Genomic DNA, 20747 nt, shown 5'->3' with positions numbered 1-20747 from the left:
GATGGAACCCTTATATAGAAAGGCATTTAGCGATTTTTGTCAATTGTTTTTTATCTAGAGCGAACTAATCAATTAAGTCTTTTGCCAGATAAGGATTTAGTCGATTTATGCCCCCTATCGAACCATAACAAGTAACGAAGAGCCAGAAATTTTCCTTGTTGCTGGAGAACTATGATACAATGGCATCAAAAAATAGAGGAAAAATTTTTTTATCATGGACAAGGTGTCAACACCAAGCCTATCAATTGTTATTCCGACCCGAGAAGGATTCGCTGACCACTGGTTTAATGCGCTGACCGAGGTCAAGGGAGAAGTAGAATTTATCTTGGTTCATCCACCAGGAGCACCTAAGTATCCCACGTCCGACCCTAGGGTACAGCAAATAGTCAGTCCCTTGCGGGGAGAAATTATTCAACGTGCCACAGGTTTGATGAATGCTACCGCTCCCTATACATTGACAATTAATTGTGATGAGTATATCAATCCCGACATTTCAGAAATTAGCCGTCAATACTTTTCCCGATTTCCTGATAGTTGGGTCATGAGACTTAGCCGGAAAGATGTTGAATTTGGTAAAAAAGAAATTCTAGAAGCTCCTTGGCTCTCACCAAAACCCATCGAAAAACTAGAAGTTTGTGGTAGGTCTCAAGGTAACTCTAAGCTATACGAACAAGGCAACTACTTATTGGAAATTCCCATTACTCCTATCGATAATAAATTTGATGTAATGTGTATTTTTAGAGGGAGGAGAGATCATCGAGGTCCCCATACAGAGAATTTTGACAAGAAGGTTTGGAAAACTTCTATAGTACAGGAAACCCTAGAGGATCTGGTGGGTTTAATGCCTTTTATTGGTCCGCTTAAGTATATTCCCTTTTGGTGTCTTGATCGTCTTTTGGGTTTATTTATTCAAGCTAAGTTTTTCGAGCAAGGCCAAGGGAAAATCATCGGTCATCTCATGCCATCTCCAGAACAGTTACGCATGGAAAACAATCCCCCCGAATATAGAAGACTAAATCGCTATGGTATTTTATCAGAAATTTTCCTAGTCAAGTGTTTTCCTCAGTATGGATATATGTGGAATCTGGTGATTACCAATCTCAGGGAAGTTCCCCAAAAATATGTACTTTATCGACTAGGAAAAGAGGGATAGTCAGCCAATCATGATCAACTCACCAATTCTATCAATCGTTACTCCAACTCTGGGCAAATTTTCCGAATATTGGTTGCAACAACTTCTGGCAATTCAAGGGGAAGTAGAATTTATTTGGGTTTATCCTCCCGGAGCAGTTACCCCTTCCGTAGAAGACCCCAGAGTCAAAATTTTTCATAGTCTTTATCAGGGAGAAACGGCCCAGAGAGCCGTCGGTCTTCTCAATGCTTCCGGTCAATATGTGTTGGCTCTCGATGATGATGATTTCTTGCATCCCCAGGTGGTTGCCTTAGCGAAAGATTACTTTGATAATTTTCCCCAAAGTTGGCTCTTACGTCTCCATAAGGGGGGAATTGATTATCTCGATGAGGAAAAAATTAAAGCTCCCTGGCCGGAGCTACCCGCTATCAATCAGTTAAATATCTCTAGAAAAAGACAAGATAAATACCAAGATTTAGTGGAAGTTCCTATCGCTCCCCTAGATAATCCTTTCGAGTTAAGACTAGCTTTATGGCCCTACGCCAAAAGAAAAGATTTTCATGGCTATCATCTAGAACCTTTCAATAATAATATTTGGCAAACAATCCTGGTGAAAGAAGCCTTAGATGATTTTGTCCGCAATATGAGGATAGGAGAAATTTTAACTTGGTTGCCTCTCTGGGGATTTGATAGAGCTTTAGGGTTATTTCTGCAAGCGAAGTTTTTTCAAAAAGATATGTATATCGGTCATTGGATGCCCGAACCCAGTCAAATAAGATATATAGTCAGACCTTACTCCATGAAAACCCCCAGAATTCTTTTTCCTTCCGATGCTTTACTGGTCAAGCGATTTCCCCAGTATGGTTATTTCTGGAATCTTGTCTTCGAGGAGTTATACAATGGCATCAAGACCAAAATCAAAAGTCTCTGGAAAGCATGACTAATTATCGTGCTTCCTATGAGTTATCAACAACTCCCCATCTACTTCCTAATTCGCAAAATTCCAGAAAAGCTGCTGAAGGAACATGAAGCAGGGTGAGCGCATCCCAAACGCTATTGACAATTGGCCAATTTTGTGATAGGATTGCCTTCCATGCCTTTTGAGCGATAACAATCAATTGAAATGCTTACGAACTCGACCCATTTGGTCGGTTGTTTCCTAAACATTGAGGTGGCAAATTCTCCTCAAATATGCTTGAATCGCCCTCTGGGTAAGCAACCCACATAAATTTTATTTTGTCAAGGATTGTTAGGATGCGCTGACCGTGTTGGCGTCGTGTTTACAAAGACATCTAGGATTTTACTTGAGTGGAGGAATCTATGTTTGACACAACAAAACCAATCAATCAAAAACAAATTATACAAATTGTTCCATTCTACACTAATGATGGAGATTTCAACGTTATTTTAGCTGAAGCGATTAGAGCAGAAACTGGTATAGTAAGCCGCTTGATCAACTATAAATCTCTCAGGAATATGGACGATCCCAGGGTTTTGTCTTCATTGATAACTCCAGATTGTTTGGGGGTTCTCCTACATTATAACTGTAGACACTATGATGTTCCCCATTGGCTCTTGAGAGTATTACAATATCTCACAAAAACTAGAGACTTTCAATTAATTATCCTAGTCCATGAGTTCAGCGCAACTTACACAAGAAAAGGTATAATTTTCCCCGCTTTTAGATTTTTACTAACTTCTTATCAAATCTTAAGATTAGCTGATTCAATCGTAACTACTACTTCCAGAATTGAAAATATAGTTTCACGATTGACTGGAAAAACTGAAGTTATTTGCTTACCAAATTTTTCTACTATGGGTGAACCCCAATGTATTCCTCCTCTCAAGGAACGCCCACCATACCTTATTGTTTTCGGTTCCCAGCACACTCGCCCCCTAGTCTATACAAAATTCAGTAAAAACCTGTTAAAAGCCTGTCGAGCTTTAGGCATTGAACGCATTTATGATGTTGGTTATCCCTGTGATTTGAGTACCACAGAAGGTCAATTCAAAGGAATAGAGATAGTCCCTATGGGATTTCAGTCTAATCAGGTTGTTAGTGAATTAATGTTAACTTCACGGGGAGGCTTTCTAGATTATAGCCGTTTTCCAAGAGATTTAGGCAAATCCACTGTCTTTGCCGCCTATGCCGCCCACGGTTTGGTTCCAGTTCTAACAGACTATAACCCTTCTGAAGCCGATGGAGTAGAAAATAATAAACATTATTTAGTAGCTGATGAAAATCTGTCTAGTCTCGATTTGACTCAACTTCAGCAAATTGCTGACAACGCTCACAGATGGTATCAAGACCATAATTTGATCAAAGTCGCCAAGTTTTACGGTTCGTATTTTAATCCTGATGTTAAACCTGATTTCGGGAATTAAAAAGTTCAGGTAATTCAATCTGACTTTTTTCGTAATCTTGGGGGATGCCTATGTCAATAAAATATTCGTCAGAAATAAAGCCATACATAGGAATTTTCTCGGTATAAACTTTGAGAAAGTCGTCCTCAAAAGAAAATTTTGATGTCAGATCAAAGCTGGATAATATGTTTTTCCATACACAATATATGCCGCCATTAATATAGCCCTTATCTTGATATTTTTTGGATTCAAACCCGATAATTTTTTGGTCATCGTCTAGCAGAACATTATTATAACGATCAAAGTCAGTTAGCGGCTTCAGAGCAACAGTCATCAGGGATTTCTTTTGACTATGTAAATTAATTAAGGCGGATAAATTGACATTAAACAAGGTATCTCCGTTGATAATTAATGCCTGTTCGGTTTCAATTTTATTTAGGGCCAACTGGATCGCTCCTCCAGTTCCCAAGGGTGTATCTTCTATCAGATAAGTCAGTTCGTATTCCTTGTAATTATCGCCAAAATGATCGATAATTTTCTGATGTTCATAGCCCACAGAAACTAAAAATTTGTTGGTAATTTTTTGAGAAATTAGGTAATCTAATAGATATTCTAAAAAAGGTCTGTCAGCAACGGGAGCCATGGGTTTTGGTAAACTGTTGATCACTGATCGCAACCTGGTTCCTAACCCACCCGCCAGAATAATTACATCCATAGATACACCTCAAAAATTTGAATTATTGCCAATCTTTTAAAAACTATTTTTAGGGTTACAGGGATAATCCTTCCCCGTTGATCCTTGGCTTGTTATAATGTCCATGCTTGGGTTCCGTATTTGGTAAAGTGAAAATTAATCACTTGGCCTCCTGCTGATTTCAAAGCTTTAATTACTTCGATTTTCTTGGTAGGATCGACCATAAAGATAATAAAACCACCGCCACCTGCTCCCGATATTTTGCCTGAATAGGCCCCGGTTTCCCTAGCTACCTGATAAATGCGATCGATCTCCAGATTACTAATTAATTTGGATAATTTCTTTTTCGCTTCCCAAGAAGTTCTCAGAATTTCTGCTATCCCCATAAAATCTGATTTAAGCAGTGCTTCTTTAAAGAGAATTGCTTCTTTTTTGAGTTGATGGGTAGCGGCGATCGCCTGCTCATTTTTTTCTTGGACATTCTGAATTTGATCCTCAATTACTTGAGATGAGTAGCGAGAAATGCCTGTATAGTAGAGGATCAGAGAGACTTCTAATTCATTGATCACCCAATTTTTAATTCTCAAAGGATTAACTATGACTCGATCTTGTTCATAAAATTCCATAAAATTAAAGCCGCCAAAAGTGGCAGCATACTGATCCTGTTTGCCCCCCAACCAGCCTAGATCAATTCGTTCGATCTCGTAGGCTAAATGGGCGATATCGTACTCGCCTAGGGGTAATTTTAACAGTTCCACAAAGGCTTTAACTATGGCCACGGCTAGGGTAGAAGAAGAACCCAATCCCGAACCGGCCGGCGCATCGGAAAAGGTGGTGATTTGCAGCGGCAAAGGTTGCCCTTGATTAAAGTCTTTAATCAAACGATTGTAGACCGCTTTATGCAGATCGAGAACGCCGTTATAGGGTAGAGGAAACTGAAGGGTTTCTATTTGTTGTTCTCCTCGATCAGCGGCCACAAAAATGACTTGTTTGTCAGTAATTTCCGTGACTGTACAGTAGGCATAGAGATCGATAGTAGCGTTGAGAACGTAACCCCCATAAAGACTACAGTAAGGCTCGACATCGGTGCCGCCACCACCTAAACCTAATCTTAAAGGAGCTTTGGTTCTGATGATCATGGGTATGCTGTTTAGGTTGATTTTTGGCTAGGGGATTTTAGTTGGGAAAGATCGCTTCTTCGATCGCTAAACAAATAGTATGAAGAACAAAACCATGACCTTCTTGAATGCGCGGGGTACTGGTGCTAGGAATCATCAAACAATAATCGGTTTTTTCCTCTAGAGCTAATCCCTTCGCCCCAGTTAAACCGATGCTAGTGAGACCTTTTACTTGACAAACTTTGAGAGCTTGATGGATATTGGCGGAATTTCCCGAAGTGGAAATACCGATAAACACATCACCAGGGTTTCCTTCCGCTTCTATCTGGCGGCTAAAAATATATTCGTAACCATAATCGTTAGCAATCGCTGTTAAACTGGCGATATCGCTATTGAGGACGCGAACTGGTAAAGACTGTCTTTCTTTCAGAAATCGGCCGTGCAGCTCACCGCCAAAATGGATAGCATCGGCTGCACTGCCCCCATTACCGGCGACTAATACTTTGTGGTTGTTGCGATAAGCATGGATACATACTTGGCAAATCTCTTGGATTTTCTCTAGATATTTTGTCTCGGTTAGTAGTTTTTTCTTCAGGTTATAAGCTTCTTCCAATTCAGTCTTGATTAAAATTGACAGAGAGGGATCGCTCTGGAAACTATCCAATTTTTTGTTTGATTTTTCCACCATTCGCATAGGTTTGATTTTCCAATTTTTATTAGTTGAATAAATTTAACTCTCAATAGTATCAAAAGACCAGAATCGCTGTCCATTAATTGGGTACAAAACCCCTAGCATGGTAGAATTGATCACGGGACAAGAAAAACAGGCCGATGATAGTTCTAGAGAAACCTAGAGCGATCGAGTCAAAAGAGTGATCTTTTGCCGGTTATTCTCGGAATATACGACAAACGCAGCCAACTCTAGCACAATTTGTTTTGTTTGTAAATAAATTTTTGATCTATTCTGGCCGAGACGAGGGATTTCTGAGCGGGGGATTCAACCTTTGCCAGTCTTGGCCTTTTGTTTGGCTGGACAAAAATGTTAACAATTCCTGACAATACCGCCGATATAATCAAAAGCCCAAAGGCCTGACGGCGTATAATATGCCGTGATTGCTATACTCTAACACCTAGATAGGGTTTGCTGAAAAAGTTTTTCCTGGAGTCAGGAGTCAGGAGTCAGGAGTCAGGACTAAGTAAGAATTGTGGTAATTTACATTTCTTAAGATAGACAACAGAATTTATCTCCGACTACTTACTTAACAACAACTTATTGTTAGTTTAAATGATGACGGCCTTTCCCGTCAAGGTGAAGCACAGACTAAATCCTTACTTAATCAAGTATTTCAGCTGCAAGAACGAACCCCATCTATCCCAGAAAAGCTGTATATTGAGATGCACATCGGTAAATTTACGGATTTATTGCAGTAGGATGTTTATCTAGCACTTTTGGCAATGACAGAGAAAACCATCCTACCCACAGGTTAAATTAATGGAGCTGCATAATTTTCTCGGCTACTTTCTGGGAAATAAAAGGTAAAATTGAGCGATTTTGACTGTTATCTTTTCCCTCGGTAAATACCACCAAGAGATAGGGTGTATGATGGGGAATTTCAATATAGGCTGCATCGTGACGCACTTGACTTGTCCAACCAGCTTTTGACCAAATTTGACTATTTTCTGGTAATCCTTGTCCCAGAAATCCTAAGATTTGTGTATCATCTCCTTGACTTGTCCAATCAGCAGGATTAAGACTTCGTTTTAGTAAAGACATCATCATTTGGGAACGTTGGGAAGAAACAGCAATCCCCCCGACAATAGTATGAATTAAACGCGCCACTGCATTGCTAGTTAACATATTGCGATTCTCCATTAATTCCCCTAAAAAAGCGCGTTCACGTCCATAGGGACCATCAGACCAAGTTTTTTGATTAACGTTAATTGTCGCTAATTCTGGCCAATTTAGGGATTGAAAATAACGATTAACTATGTTGCGTTGTTGCTTCCAAGTTTCAAAGGGACCGGCGGCAATTTCTGGACCGCTAGTGGTTCCCGTCACCAGATCTACAACTAAACTGGTAGCATCATTACCAGAGTCAACAATCATGTCACGAATGGCGCGATTTAATTCGGTGTTTTCGGGAATCATTCCCCCTTCTAACCACTCATGAATTGCTACTAGATAAAATAATTTCACTAAACTAGCGGGATAGGTTCTTTCTTGTCCGCGATAGCTAAATCCGCGGGGGGAATATTTCCAGAATTCTTCGTGAGAAATTGCTCCCCCCGTGTTGACGATAACGGGAGGATCATATACTATCCAAGTTAGGGCAATTTGTTCTTGAGCTAATTGGGGAAATTCTCGCCAAGTTGTTTCTAAAATATCTGTACCGAACTGTTGGAGGTGGTCTTCAGTATGAAAAAAGTTCATAGGTGTGCTGCAAAGTCAAAAGTTAGAAGGTGGATAAATTCTTGAGTCGGCAATTCTCATTTTACGGTAAAATTTACCGATAATTAATTATTTGATCGCTTCTGAGTTTAATGTTTATATCTACCGATGAGGTTCATCTCTATTTTATCAGTCTCGATCCCTCTGGGGATAGACTAGAAAAACTGGCTTCTTTGCTCTCGGAAGATGAAATAATTAGAGCTAATCGTTACCATTTTCCCCAACACAAGCGGCGTTTTTTGGTGGCGAGGGGTTGTTTACGGGAGATTTTAGGGTCATATTTGGCGATAAGTCCCGAAAAAATCGAGTTTATCTACAGCGAACGGGGAAAACCGAGTATTAACTATCAATTGCAGTTTAATCTCTCCCATTCCGAAGATATGGCCATCTGTGGCTTGACTTTAACCGCTCGCATCGGGGTAGATTTAGAGAAAATGCGCGAGGTGAAAGATTTAGATAGCTTGACAAAAAGGTTTTTTTGTGCTAGGGAACATGAGCTTGTTGAAAAGTCCGCAGAGAAGGAAAAGTTATTTTTTCAGTTATGGACGGCAAAAGAGGCTTATTTAAAGGCACTGGGAACGGGAATTAGCGGGGGACTCGATCAAGTGGAAGTGGGCCTCAATCCCTTAAAATTAGACAATGTGGCGGGGGAATGGCAATTATGGACAGCGGCAATCGGCGATAATTATCGAGCGACGGTGGTTATCGAAGGTAGCGATCGAGTGATTAAAACCTTTGGCCTTTCTGATCTATGATTAATTGGGGAGTTAATTGCCTTGAGAAATTCAGTAATTATTCCTAGCTATCTCAAAAAAAGCTTGTCCTTAATTATTACTTAACCTTGTTTTCTCTATGCGAATTGCTCTTTTTACAGAAACTTTCTTACCGAAAATCGATGGCATTGTCACCCGCCTTAAACATACCGTGGAACACCTACAAAGATTAGGTCATCAGGTATTAGTTTTCTCTCCCGATGGCGGTTTAAAGGATTACAAAGGTGCTAAAATTCATGGAGTTACAGGGATTCCCTTACCCCTATATCCGGAATTAAAAATGGCTTTCCCCCGGCCTTCAGTCGGTCAAGCTTTAGAGAGGTTTAAACCTGATATTATTCATGTGGTTAACCCCGCTGTTTTAGGGGTGGGAGGCATTTATTTTGCCAAAACTATGAACATTCCCCTCGTCGCTTCCTATCATACCCATCTCCCCCAATATCTACAACACTATGGGTTAGGTTCCCTAGAAGGATTACTCTGGGAATTATTAAAACTGGCCCACAATCAAGCAAGTTTAAATCTCTGCACTTCCACTGCTATGGTGCAAGAATTATCTAGTCGTGGCATTGAAAAAGTAGAGCTTTGGCAAAGGGGAGTCGATACGGAATTATTTCAACCTCATTTAAAATCCCCAGCTATGAGACTGAAATTATCCCAAAATAACCCCGATAGTCCTCTCTTATTATATGTTGGTCGAGTGTCGGCCGAAAAAGAAATCGATCGCATTAAACCAGTATTAGAAGCGATTCCCGAAGCAAGATTTGCCATTGTGGGAGATGGTCCCCATCGGGAAGCTTTAACAAGTCATTTTGCCGACACAAATACCCATTTTGTCGGTTATTTACAGGGGTTAGAATTAGCCTCCGCTTTTGCTTCCGCAGATGCTTTTCTTTTTCCCTCACGCACAGAAACCCTCGGTTTGGTACTCTTAGAATCCATGGCTGCCGGTTGTCCGGTGGTGGCGGCAAATTCGGGGGGAATTCCTGATATTGTCACCGATGGAGTTAATGGTCATCTCTTCGATCCTAGGGATGAGAAGGGTTTAATTAGTGCCACCCAAAGATTACTAACCGCCAAGGCAGAAAGAGAGGAATTACGACGAAATGCGCGCCTAGAAGCGGAAAAATGGGCATGGCAAGCGGCCACCAAACAATTATTAAATTACTATCACCGGGTTTTGAATAATAATTCTGTGGCTTTTGCCGCTTAATTGTTGTCAAAATGCTCGAATTTAATTGCAAAAACCTTGACCTATTGTAACTTTTATGTCCAGCGCACCCAGTACCACCTTAGATAAGTCCACCCAAGGGGTCAAAAAGACTTATCCCAACTATAAAGTTATTGTTCTCAACGATGACTTTAACACCTTCGATCATGTGGCCAATTGTTTAATTAAATATATCCCGGATATGACTACCGATCGAGCTTGGGAATTAACTAATCAAGTTCACTACCAAGGACAAGCAATTGTCTGGACAGGTCCCCAAGAACAAGCGGAACTTTATCACCAACAATTGCGACGGGAAGGATTAACTATGGCTCCTCTAGAGGCCGCATAATTATGAATAATGGTCGTTTAGTTTGGAATCATTCTACTCATATTCCGGGGTTGATTGCGGTATTAGAAAAGTTAATTACCTATCAAGGAATCACCACTGTCACCCCGGGGGTACTTTCTCGCTCAAAAGGTCATTGTCCGCGGTTACAATTGCGGATATCAGTACCAATTCGTGGTGGTTTTAAGGTGATTGCGAGGACAGGAAAAAGTGTGCAGGAAGTCTTTGTTATCACCGATTTAAACCAAGAGGATTTAGAAATGGCTATCCAAGCTTGTTTAGGAAAATAACTGTCGTGGGTGCGTTGTTGAAAGGCTGCTGGTTACTAATCATTGTTTTTCTGTTTTTCTCTGTACATTCTCTCCCTAGTTTGGCAGTAATGGATAGACTTCCTTTAACAGTAACTTTATTGCAGGAACGTTTAAGCGCACCCGTCCTTAAAGAAGGGATGACTACCATCGATTTAGCCAATTTGGTTATCGATATCCGCGATGAAAATAAGGAACTGCAAGAACAATTTTATCAACAGATTCAAGGTCAAATTAATCGCGCTAAACAACCCCTAGGTTTAGATTTTAGTAATTCCTTAATTCAAGGCAATTTTATCGCTTCCCGTCTGGGTTTACCGACTCCTTTAACAAAAGTGGCTCTCGCTACCTTATTATCACCCACGGAAGAACAGTTATTACAACAGGACGAAAATTTTTTATTCGATAGCGATGAACCAGTTTTTAATGTCACAGTATTTCGTGGACCTGTGAAGTTGCAGGGAACCGTATTTATGGGAGAAGTGGACTTTTCTAAGACTTTTTTTCTGCAAATTGTCGAAGCAATGCAAGCAAAATTTAGTCGTGAAAGTAATTGGTTAGAATCCCGTTTTGCGAGGGTGGCTAAATTTAGCCAAGCCACTTTTATGGGAGATGTAAATTTTAGTCAAAGTCAATTTTTAAATAAAGCCATCTTTCGCACAGTCCATTTTAAAAGTATTACTAACTTTCATGGCAGTCATTTTACTGCTGAAGCTTATTTTGATCAAACTAAATACGATAAAACCGCAGATTTTACCCGTACTTTCTGGGAAAAAGAAGCCAATTTTTCCCAAAGTCAATGGCGAGATCGTCCGATATTTTCTAAGAGTAGATTTTTAAGTTTATTAACCTTTAGAAATGCCACTTTTGAAAAATCGGGTGCTTTTCGGTCTAGTTATTTTAATGGTGTGGTTAGTTTTCAAGATCTGAAACTTTTAGATCAGGTAGATTTTAGTAATTCCACTTTTACTAAAAATGGTTATTTGAGTGTATCAGGATTAGCTTTTGATTCCGATAAAGCGAAAATACTGGGAGATAGAGGAGTAATTGGTCAAGCAATTTATTTACCAACTTTAACAGGAAATGAAACAGTTTTAAGAAATTTAGTTCGTAATTTTCGCTCCCTAGAACAAATTGCCGATGCTAATCAAATTGAATACAAAACCGAAAAATTGCGATTACAACAGTTAAAACAAAAACTGAATAATATCTCAGTTATTCGCCTAATTAACCTCACTTGGGTAGCTGATTTTCTGCATACTTCTTTCCTTGCTTTACTATTACTCTTAAGTCAAGATGGTACAAATTTTAGTTTAGTTTTCGGTACAGGAATCATAATTTTTGCCTATTTTGGCTGTTTATTTTGGTTAATTGATCGCGTGCGTCGTCTCACTCCTAAACCAGTAATTCCTAGTCGTTATGAAATCTTTTGTATGGTAACTAGCTATATTATTCTCACCCTTTCTGGTGTGTTTAATATCCTGCAATCTGCCAGTCGTCCCCTACTAACTTTAACAGCTATTGCCCTAATTCTTGTCCCCTTACCCTTAATTTTAGTTATCGAACTTTATCGTCGGGGACGCTATCACGATTTAATGGATAGTTCCTATTTCCTGCAAGATGGTAGTATGCGACAATTACGCTTATTAATCACCCGTTTACCCGTGGTTCCCGAATTTCCCCTCTTTCGCGATCGTTATAATCCTATTCCTTGGCAAAAGCGTTGGAATTGGTTAAATTATTACGATTTAAGTCTCAATAATTTGCTAAAATTAGGCTTTAATGATTGGCGAGTTCGCGATCAAGAATTACCCGCTATCATTTCTTTTTTAGTTTGGTATCAATGGGGTATCGGCATCTTTTATATCACTCTCCTTATCTGGACTCTCTCGCGCACGATTCCGGGGTTAAATCTCTTGATTTATTTAAAATAAACTGTAAAAATTTAAATACAGCAGTTATCTTTTCGTTTTGAGGAGCCGAAATATGAGTGGAAAAATGACCCTTACTTTGAACCGTGATACCTACGGAAGGTTAAGCTGTTCGTAATTTAATGCTTGACAGCTTAGTGAGTGTTCGCCGTGATTTTCTATCACTGTTTGAGGAATCGAATTAGAATCTTGATAATCTTACTAAAGAGGAAAAAAACATGAATGCCAAATTGATTGAATCTCTCGTCCAAATGATCCAATCCCTTTCTGAAGAAGAAAGATTGCTCTTAGAGAAGAAATTAGCTGCCCATGAAACTCAAACAGATTTTGATAACCTAGCCCAAGCTTTAGCAGAATTGCGACAAATTTGTGCTGAAGAAAACTATACTATAGAAGTTCCTTCTCGCCAAGATCGTTCTAATCCATTTGCAGAAAGCTTAAATGACCTTCCTGTGTGATACTAACATGATCAGCGAGTTAAGTGGGTGGGTGGAATTAAATATAAGATGAACGTAGGTTGGGTTGAAGCATGAAACCCAACGCTGCATCTCAATTTGGTCGAAATATCTATATTACATTTTCGGCGCACGCAGTTCGATAAACTCACTGACCACTAGGCGCTCCTACCATAATATTATGGTAGTGACTGTATCGGCAAGAGTCATAGTATAATTGAACCAATGAATTGTGGAATTCCCTTGCTGCTGTTATTAGTGAGCAGTGAACAGTAAACAGTAATCGGCAGTTTTCACCTAACACTGTCCACTTAAAACGGCAATCTGATAACTGATAATTGAAATCCCCAAAACCCAACACTCTAATTTAATGATTTAATAAAACCGACCACTGCTGCAGGAGATAAAAACTATGTGTATTCTCGGTTTTGATCCGGGTAAGGATAAATGTGGGATCGCGGTCAGGTCATCGACGGGGAAAATTTATACCCATGAGGTGATAGCATCGTCACAAGCGATCGAGCGTTTAGCTAGTCTCTGTCAACAATATCCGCTCGAATTATTGGTGATGGGGAACCAAACCACCTCGAAAAGTTGGTGCCAAAAAATTGCCGCTCGTGTCACTATCCCGATTACTCTAGTAGATGAACGCAATAGTACCCTAGAAGCGCGCGATCGCTATTGGCAAATGTTCCCCCCCAAAGGATTACAGAAACTCATCCCCCAAGGTATGCGTCTTCCCGATCGCCCCATTGATGATATAGTGGCGATTCTGCTGATCGAACGTCATTTACAGTCCAAATAATGTCACACTACAAAATAGACACAGCAAGGTGAATTGACGATGCTCCTAAGTAAAGGTTTTGAAGTGGAAATGTACACCGGAACAGCAGCCGGAGAAATTATCGGTTTATCCGATCGCATTGTCAAGGATTTAGATGGTTTTGTCCGGGAACCGGATAGTCGTAACGTAGAATATACTACGGCTCCCATGACTAACTATGACCGTCTTTTATGCGCTACTTTAAAACCTCGTCTCGCTCTACGGCGATATTTGCGTCGTTTAGGCAATTATACCCTAATCCCTGGCAGTACCCTCTCCTTGGGCGATAGTCAACATTTTTATCGCAGTGACCCCCACAATCCCTATCATGACTATATTGAACAGACCTACGGTACTAATGTAGTCACGGCCAGTATTCATATTAACGTCGGTATTAGCGATTATGAGGATTTAATGCGTGCCTGTCGCTTAATTCGCCTAGAAGCTCCTTTATACTTGGCTTTAAGTGCTTCTTCTCCCTTTCTCGACGGTAAAATCACCGGTTCCCATTCCCGTCGTTGGCAAGTTTTCCCCCAAACTCCCGCTTATGTTCCCCTCTTTGAAAGTCATCAACATTTTGTCACTTGGACCGAGGAACAATTAAAACTCGGTACGATGCAGAATGTTCGTCATCTCTGGGTGTCAGTACGTCCTAACGGTAGCAATCGTCCCTATAATCTCAATCGTCTAGAATTGCGAATTTGTGACCTGATTGCTAATCCTATTAGTTTATTAGCAGTTATGGCTTTTTTAGAGGCCCGTTTAACTCAACTTTTACAAGCTCCCGAATTAGACCCCTTAATTTTAAGTCAATTACCCAGCAGCAATCGCAGCGAGGATTTATTAACTTTAACCCAAGAAAACGAACAGGCTGCCGCGCGTTTTAGTCTTGATGCCACCCTGAGACATTGGTACGATGGCCGGGAAATCTTAGCTAGGGATTGGATTAAAGACCTCTATGTTCAAGTTTATCCGATCGCTAAAGAAAAGGGTTTTAGTTGTTTCCTCTCTCCCTTACAAAAAATCCTCCGCGAAGGTAACACTGCACAACAATGGTTAAAACAATACGACCAAGGTATGGATGTTAAAAGTATTATCAAACAGGCGATTATTACCCTAGAAAAAGAGGAACGAGAGTTAGAACATAAATTATGTCAGCATATTTTAGTCGCGTGAATAATTATTTTAAGGCCATGGTAATTAAACCCTGTTGACCGAGAAGAATTTCCCGCAGCAGCGTACAAATTCCTACCCAAATAATCGGAGAAATGTCAACTCCTCCTAAGGGGGGTATGAGTTGACGCACGGGGATTAAAAAAGGTTCCGTGGGCCAGGCAATAATATTAAAGGGAAAGCTATTTAAATCTACCTGTGGATTCCAAGTCAGCACGATCCGTAAGATAAACAAAAGGGTCATCAACCCTAAGATAATTGCCAATGTCCAACTTAATGCGATCGCTGTGTCCATAGTCTCCAATCCCGTCTTTTTTACCGATTATCTTCCCTAAAATATAACAGTTTTTGTCTCATTTAATCATCCTAATCGCCCCAGCACCCTGCCAGTTATTCTTGCCAACCTCCCGGGTAAAAATGCCGCCAATAAAAAGTCCCAATAGGGCTTGACAAACTAGCTAGACTTGACTTATACTTTTGTTATAATGGGAATCCGTGTCGTCCTGGAGACCCTCTCTTTTCAGGCCAGATGCAGAAGTAACTTAAAGATGACAGAATTTCGCATCGAGAAAGACAGCATGGGAGAAATTCCCGTACCTGCCGATAAACTTTGGGGAGCGCAGACCCAAAGATCCCTACAATACTTTAGTATCGGTGATAATCTCATGCCCCGGGAGATGATCGGGTCCTATGCCATTCTCAAAAAAGCCTGTGCAATTGTCAATCAGCAAAAAAATCGTCTCAGTCAGGAGAGAAAAAACCTTATCTGTCAAGTCTGCGATGAAATTTTAGCCGGACAACACGCGGATAACTTTCCCCTCTACGTTTGGATGACGGGAAGTGGCACCCAGTTTAACATGAACATCAACGAAGTCATCTCCAATCGTTGTAGTCAACTGACGGGGAATCCTCTGGGTAGCAAAACTCCCGTGGACCCCAACGATCATGTTAATATGTCCCAATCGACTAATGATTCCTTTCCCTCGGCCATGTATATTGCCGTTGCCTTGGCAGTCAAGGAAAAATTAATTCCCAGTCTGCAACTATTACGGAATAGTCTCGATGAAAAGGCGCAATTATGGGCAAATATAGTTAAAATTGGTCGCACTCACCTACAGGATGCCACCCCTTTAACCCTCGGACAAGAATTCTCCGGTTATGTGGGTTTATTAGATGATGGCAGCGATTGGCTAGAAAAATGTCTAGAAAAAGTCTATCGTTTATCCTTGGGAGGAACAGCAGTGGGTACGGGAATTAATGCTCCCCCAGATTTTGATCGAGATGTGGCTGCCGAAATCGCTAATCTGACCAAATTACCTTTTATTACCGCCCCTAATAAGTTTACCGTGCAAGGTTCCCACGATGCTCTAGTTTTCTTGAGCGGGGGATTGAAAACTATCGCTAGTTCCCTGTATAAAATTGCTAATGATATCCGTTTACTTAGCTGTGGTCCCCGTTGTGGATTAGGAGAATTACAGCTGCCGGAAAACGAACCGGGTTCTTCAATTATGCCGGGGAAAGTTAATCCCACCCAATGCGAAGCTTTATCGATGATAGCAGTGCAGGTGATGGCTAATGATTTAGCGGTGACGATGGGAGGCGCCGGAGGACATCTGGAAATGAATGTCTATAAACCGCTGTTGATTCATAATCTCATGCAGTCTATCCGTTTGCTCACTGATGGTTGCGGTAATTTCTGTCAGTTTTTGGTTAAGGGGATGACTGCTAATCAAAAACAAATTGAGACTTTTTTAAATCAATCCTTGATGCTGGTGACTGCCTTAAGTCCCGTGATTGGCTACCAAAAGGCTGCCTACGTCGCTCATTATGCCCTAGAAAAGGATTTAACCCTGAAAGTGGCAGCCTTGCAACTGGGATACATCAAGGAAGCGGATTTTGATCGCATTGTTGACCCCGCTAAGATGGTCAATCCCTACGTTGCCGATGGTTAATTCTCTGAGGGGTTGACTGCCGTAAAAATCAGAGGTCGCAGGCAGGCACGGATTCCCATTATATATATAATTATAAGGCAAGCGGCGGGATTTGTCAAGCCCCGCCGGTGAAAATTTCCGCTAAACTTGGCTAATGATAGCGAAGAAAACAAAGAGAAAAACCATAAATGCCCCTGCCATGCGGAAGAAGGATTTAGGAAGATTAATAACTTTCTCCAGTTTCAAGAAACCCACCAGAAAATAAGCGGCGATTGCTAGGAGAATCGGGATAACCACGCGCAAGATTGTGCCAAGGGGACCGGAGAAAAACTCACCGATTTTATAGCGGGTTGTATTTTCTTCCGCATGAGGAGGAATAGTTACACTTGTCCAAGTTTCTCCCCCATCGGTGGAACGAAAAACTGTAGTTTTAGCGCCACCAAAACCGAATAAAGTTTTATCTTGAGCGTAATTAGGAGAAAACTGGACGGAGATACCAGAAGAAGGGATACTATGAATTTTCACTAGGGGTATTTTAGGATCACCAATTGATTTAAAAGTTTCTCCTCCATCGGTAGATTTAAACAAGCCATTTCCCTGTAAACTAACTATTACCGTGCGATCATTAGCATAATCAGGAGAGATAGCAATGGTTTCTACTGATGCCTGCGGATTAAACCCTGGTTTCTCTAATTTTGTCCAACTTTTAGCCCCATCTTTGGTGACAAACAAACCGGAAATTGTCCCAGCAAAAATAGTTCCATCACTGGGATAATTGGGAGACATTGCCAACTGCACATTAGAGGTTTTTGATAGGGGGGTTCCTTGGCTGACATTTTTCCAAGTTAGTCCACCATCAACACTTTGATAAATGCCCTCTTTTCCCGTGACAAACAAAGTTTTATCCTTAGCAAAATCAGGGGAAGCTACCATGGCAGGAGCATAATTACCAAAAATTCTGCCCACTTCACTGATATTTTTAACCGTATTTCCTCCATCGGTAGAACGAAATATTCTCCCCTGCTGATTGGTGAGAAAAAGAGTTTTATCCTTGGCAAAATCTGGGGAAGGAACTATCCTCGGACCGCGGACTCCTTCATCAATTTCGATAATTTTCCAGAAATCACCACTGTTATCGGATTTGGCAAATTTATTGCGTAAAAACCCCGCAAAAATAGTTCTATCTTCTCCATAGTTAGGAGAAAAGGCAATGTCAAAGAAACGCCGGGGATCTTGTCCTGATTCTTCGGGATCTTTACCAAGTCGATAAACCTCTAAACCGCGATTAATTGGTGTCCAAGTTTCCCCTTTATCCCGACTGATGAAGATATTGCCTACATAATTAGCCATGACGACAGTGGCATCCTCGGCATAATTAGGAGAAACCGCCATGGCGATAACTGTTCCCCGGGCTAAAGTTTCTATTTCCTGCCATTGTTTGCCGCTATCTGTGGTTTTAAATAAGCCATTAAATCCCCCTAAAAACATCGTATCTTGAACTATTTTTAAATCCATAAAATGGGGAACTTTATAATCATCAGCCTGTTTATCTTTGGTTAAACCCTCGCTCATTTTTGTCCAACTTTTGCCCCCATCTTGCGAAACATACATTCCCTCATACCAAGTGATGGCATAAAGGGTTGAATTTTGGGCATACTGGGGAGAAATAACGATGTCTTCGATGATTTTATCCTTAATTCCTTCGTTAACAGCTTGGAAGCTTTTACCATCATCAACGGTTTTAAAAATACCTGCTTCTTTTGTGCCGACAAAAAAGGTTTTATCCCTGTCTAAATTAGGAGAAAAAGCAATTGTATCCACTGCCCCCACATTAGCAGGTAAGGGGAGATTCTGCCAAGTTTTCCCCCCATCGGAGGAACTGTATAATTTACCCTGTTCATCCCCAAAAAAAATGCGATTAGGATTGTTGGGAGTAATAGCGAGAAAGGTTATCAGTGCCGTGGTGGGGAAAATATTTGACCAATTTTTACCACCATCTGCGGTTAAATAAACCCCTTTTTCTAATCCCACTGCTGCTGCTATATTGGGATCGGAAGGGGCAATTTGTACAAAGTTAATAAAGTTAGTTGCTAAACCCTGATTAACTTTCTGCCAAGATTCCCCCGCATCTTCACTTTTATAAATACCATCGGATCTTGAAGCTAGATAGAGAATATTTTTATTGAGGGGAGATAGGGATAAGGAACTTAATTCCCCCGTATAATCTAAACCTTGAATTAATCTTGTCCAGTTGCTACCTCCATCCCTAGACTTATAAAAGTTATTTCGCACCAAGATATATACTGTATTATCTGTCTGGAAATCGGGAGAAACTTCCACTTGACTAATTACATCATGGGGACGATGGGCAAAAGCAGGATTACTCCAAAGACAAAAAACTGTAGCGATTATCAATAAAATGAGATTAAACTTGTGGGCGAATCTCAGCAAACTTTGGCGATTAATCATACTTAAACTGCTAATATCGAGGATAAAAATTGACCTAATCTAGCAAAGGGCGATCAAAATTTGACCAAGGGTTCTGTAAGAGTATAGACGAAAATGGCTATTATAACCATTACTAAAATCAGGCTTATTTGCTATCAGCATAGATCAGAACCAATCTCTACACTTTGATTATTGTAGAGACTCATTGCCTTTTGTAACCCTTGTTTGAGACCAAGTTCGATCGCTTTTCTGGACAAGTCTAACACTTTCAAGATGACTTCGTTTTCTTGGGGGGTGAATCGGCCTAAAACGTGGGAAATAGTTGCTTTTTCGCTTGATTTACCGATTCCTATGCGTAAACGAGCGAAGCTTTCCGTGCCAACGTGGGCAATCATCGATTTAATACCGTTGTGTCCGCCAGCCGATCCCGATAGACGGATTCTCAACCGGCCTAGGGGCAGATCCATATCATCGTAAATGACTAAAATCGACTCCGGCTCCAGTTTATACCAGTCCAGCACCGCTCGCACCGATTGCCCGGAGCGATTCATATAGGTTTGGGGTTTTAAAAGACGAATTTTGCCCGGGAGAGGACTGTCACCTTCGGCAATAAAACCTTGAAATCGCTTGTTTTCCTGCCAAGATAGCCCCCAATCCCGTGCTAATGAGTCCACAGCTTCAAAACCGATATTATGACGGGTGCGATCATATTTGGGTTCAGGATTACCCAAACCGATAATTAGCTGAGGAATGATTAAATTAGGGGTTTTATCGGAATTCATAGGGGAAAATCGGGTTTTTAACCATGACCCGACTCTTATTATCCCCGAATTAGCACTCCGAGCGCTGGAACAAAGTTTCTAGATAAACCTTGGCACAGCTATTTTGCTCCTCAAAATTCATCCTTTCGGAGGATTGACAATTAAGTAGAAAAAATGATATGGCCGCCGTAAACACACCATCTTGATCCCAACTGGGGTGAGTTTCTAGATATTGTTGTAGGGATTGGTGGAGGATTTCGGGGATTTCTGCCAAGATACTGACTGATGTATTCATATCGTTTACCTCTGATCGGAAGTGGGGAAATCCCTGACTGGTGCAGTGGACAGTAAGGACTATTGTGAGCCAAGTTGGGGGGAGTTGCAATATTACCAGATGTAAAGGAATGCTTCAGAAAAACTTAATATTTACGAGGGAATAAGGGTTAGAGCTAGATTTTATTTACTTAACTTAACAGTAACTCAGTATCTATCGATGGGTATTTTGACAATCAAGATTAATTTTTTCTGGAAGCAAGTGCCGATTCTATCGCTGTTGCCTGTGGAAAAGTCTGGGTAAACTGTGGAAAACTGGGGAGTGAGTGGGGAAAGACCGGGGAATGTATGGGGGAAAACATCGGGGAAAAATAAGATTTGCAAATTTTAGTCAGCAGTGATGATCAAGACTACTTAGGGTTTGCTGAATAAATCTAAAAACCTTGTTGGATAAGACTTTTGGACTTTTTTCCCCTCAAAAAGTGCCAGCCATTGCGGGGATCGGGGGAAAATTCAGGTACTTTTTCCCTGAAAATTAGGTAGTTGACCACCTGA

Annotated in this window: 20 protein-coding genes; 12 read left to right on the top strand and 8 right to left on the bottom strand. The window is 40.8% G+C overall.

Translation table 11 applies throughout. The features are described 5' to 3' along the window. Positions 1 to 214: 214 nt before the first annotated feature. The 3 genes from O9290_RS19570 to O9290_RS19560 all read left to right on the top strand — a co-directional run bounded on the left by O9290_RS19570 (position 215) and on the right by O9290_RS19560 (position 3517). A complete protein-coding gene (locus tag O9290_RS19570; RefSeq protein WP_079205668.1) occupies positions 215 to 1153 on the top strand; it encodes a glycosyltransferase in 939 nt (312 codons plus the stop codon). A gap of 10 nt (positions 1154 to 1163) precedes the next feature. Beyond that, on the top strand, positions 1164 to 2072 hold the full coding sequence (locus O9290_RS19565; protein WP_288054766.1) for a glycosyltransferase family protein: 909 nt from the start codon (positions 1164 to 1166) through the stop codon (positions 2070 to 2072). Positions 2073 to 2452: 380 nt separating this feature from the next. Continuing rightward, positions 2453 to 3517, top strand: a complete 1065-nt coding sequence (locus O9290_RS19560) for a hypothetical protein (RefSeq protein ID WP_288054767.1) — start codon at positions 2453 to 2455, stop codon at positions 3515 to 3517. Here the strand turns inward: O9290_RS19560 and O9290_RS19555 are convergent. From O9290_RS19555 to O9290_RS19540, 4 genes are all read right to left on the bottom strand, one after another. After that, complete coding sequence (locus tag O9290_RS19555; protein ID WP_288054769.1) at positions 3495 to 4211, bottom strand: nucleotidyltransferase family protein; 717 nt, start codon at positions 4209 to 4211, stop codon at positions 3495 to 3497. The two genes, O9290_RS19560 and O9290_RS19555, sit on opposite strands and share 23 nt — an antisense overlap. A gap of 92 nt (positions 4212 to 4303) precedes the next feature. After that, on the bottom strand, positions 4304 to 5329 hold the full coding sequence (locus tag O9290_RS19550; protein ID WP_288054770.1) for a GHMP family kinase ATP-binding protein: 1026 nt from the start codon (positions 5327 to 5329) through the stop codon (positions 4304 to 4306). Positions 5330 to 5366: 37 nt separating this feature from the next. Next, on the bottom strand, positions 5367 to 6002 hold the full coding sequence (locus O9290_RS19545; RefSeq protein WP_002758308.1) for a D-sedoheptulose-7-phosphate isomerase: 636 nt from the start codon (positions 6000 to 6002) through the stop codon (positions 5367 to 5369). A 795-nt stretch (positions 6003 to 6797) separates the two neighbouring features. Next, a complete protein-coding gene (locus O9290_RS19540) occupies positions 6798 to 7739 on the bottom strand; it encodes a serine hydrolase (protein WP_002758088.1) in 942 nt (313 codons plus the stop codon). Between the two features lie 110 nt (positions 7740 to 7849). Between O9290_RS19540 and O9290_RS19535 the strand changes: the two genes are divergently transcribed. The 8 genes from O9290_RS19535 to gshA all read left to right on the top strand — a co-directional run bounded on the left by O9290_RS19535 (position 7850) and on the right by gshA (position 14782). Beyond that, entirely contained in the window at positions 7850 to 8512 is a 663-nt protein-coding gene (locus tag O9290_RS19535; RefSeq protein ID WP_288057480.1) for a 4'-phosphopantetheinyl transferase family protein, read from the top strand. Positions 8513 to 8609: 97 nt separating this feature from the next. Beyond that, complete coding sequence (locus O9290_RS19530) at positions 8610 to 9743, top strand: glycosyltransferase family 4 protein (protein WP_288057479.1); 1134 nt, start codon at positions 8610 to 8612, stop codon at positions 9741 to 9743. A 55-nt stretch (positions 9744 to 9798) separates the two neighbouring features. Then, positions 9799 to 10092 carry an ATP-dependent Clp protease adapter ClpS gene (clpS, locus tag O9290_RS19525; RefSeq protein ID WP_288057478.1) on the top strand — a complete coding sequence of 98 codons (294 nt, stop codon included), beginning with the start codon at positions 9799 to 9801 and terminating at the stop codon, positions 10090 to 10092. A gap of 2 nt (positions 10093 to 10094) precedes the next feature. Continuing rightward, positions 10095 to 10379, top strand: coding sequence for a DUF2103 domain-containing protein (locus O9290_RS19520; protein ID WP_002758083.1), 285 nt, complete (start codon positions 10095 to 10097; stop codon positions 10377 to 10379). A 5-nt stretch (positions 10380 to 10384) separates the two neighbouring features. After that, positions 10385 to 12331: a pentapeptide repeat-containing protein gene (locus O9290_RS19515; protein WP_288057477.1), complete on the top strand. Its 1947-nt coding sequence runs from the start codon at positions 10385 to 10387 to the stop codon at positions 12329 to 12331. A 215-nt stretch (positions 12332 to 12546) separates the two neighbouring features. Further along, positions 12547 to 12786: a hypothetical protein gene (locus tag O9290_RS19510; protein ID WP_288057474.1), complete on the top strand. Its 240-nt coding sequence runs from the start codon at positions 12547 to 12549 to the stop codon at positions 12784 to 12786. Between the two features lie 409 nt (positions 12787 to 13195). Further along, entirely contained in the window at positions 13196 to 13588 is a 393-nt protein-coding gene (locus O9290_RS19505; RefSeq protein WP_193959478.1) for a pre-16S rRNA-processing nuclease YqgF, read from the top strand. A 39-nt stretch (positions 13589 to 13627) separates the two neighbouring features. After that, the gene (gene gshA, locus O9290_RS19500; RefSeq protein WP_002758072.1) at positions 13628 to 14782 is read left to right on the top strand and encodes a glutamate--cysteine ligase; all 1155 of its coding nucleotides are present in this window, start codon (positions 13628 to 13630) and stop codon (positions 14780 to 14782) included. 4 nt (positions 14783 to 14786) lie between these two features. On the opposite strand, the gene O9290_RS19495 is transcribed toward gshA, so the two are convergent. After that, the gene (locus O9290_RS19495; RefSeq protein ID WP_288057471.1) at positions 14787 to 15074 is read right to left on the bottom strand and encodes a YggT family protein; all 288 of its coding nucleotides are present in this window, start codon (positions 15072 to 15074) and stop codon (positions 14787 to 14789) included. A gap of 253 nt (positions 15075 to 15327) precedes the next feature. On the opposite strand from O9290_RS19495, the gene fumC reads away from it, so the two are divergent. Continuing rightward, the gene (fumC, locus tag O9290_RS19490) at positions 15328 to 16731 is read left to right on the top strand and encodes a class II fumarate hydratase (RefSeq protein WP_288057469.1); all 1404 of its coding nucleotides are present in this window, start codon (positions 15328 to 15330) and stop codon (positions 16729 to 16731) included. Positions 16732 to 16851: 120 nt separating this feature from the next. Here the strand turns inward: fumC and O9290_RS19485 are convergent, their stop codons facing one another. From O9290_RS19485 to O9290_RS19475, 3 genes are all read right to left on the bottom strand, one after another. Continuing rightward, positions 16852 to 19179: a WD40/YVTN/BNR-like repeat-containing protein gene (locus O9290_RS19485; protein ID WP_288057467.1), complete on the bottom strand. Its 2328-nt coding sequence runs from the start codon at positions 19177 to 19179 to the stop codon at positions 16852 to 16854. 134 nt (positions 19180 to 19313) lie between these two features. Beyond that, positions 19314 to 19940, bottom strand: a complete 627-nt coding sequence (gene pth, locus O9290_RS19480) for an aminoacyl-tRNA hydrolase (protein WP_002758066.1) — start codon at positions 19938 to 19940, stop codon at positions 19314 to 19316. A gap of 49 nt (positions 19941 to 19989) precedes the next feature. Continuing rightward, a complete protein-coding gene (locus O9290_RS19475) occupies positions 19990 to 20214 on the bottom strand; it encodes a DUF2811 domain-containing protein (RefSeq protein WP_002758065.1) in 225 nt (74 codons plus the stop codon). Between the last annotated feature and the right edge of the window lie 533 nt (positions 20215 to 20747).

The sequence above is a fragment of the Microcystis sp. LE19-41.2A genome (assembly GCF_027530405.1).
Taxonomy (GTDB): Bacteria; Cyanobacteriota; Cyanobacteriia; order Cyanobacteriales; family Microcystaceae; genus Microcystis; species Microcystis aeruginosa.
Note: the sequence above shows the minus strand (reverse complement) of the source record. Positions and strands in the feature narration are given on the sequence as shown.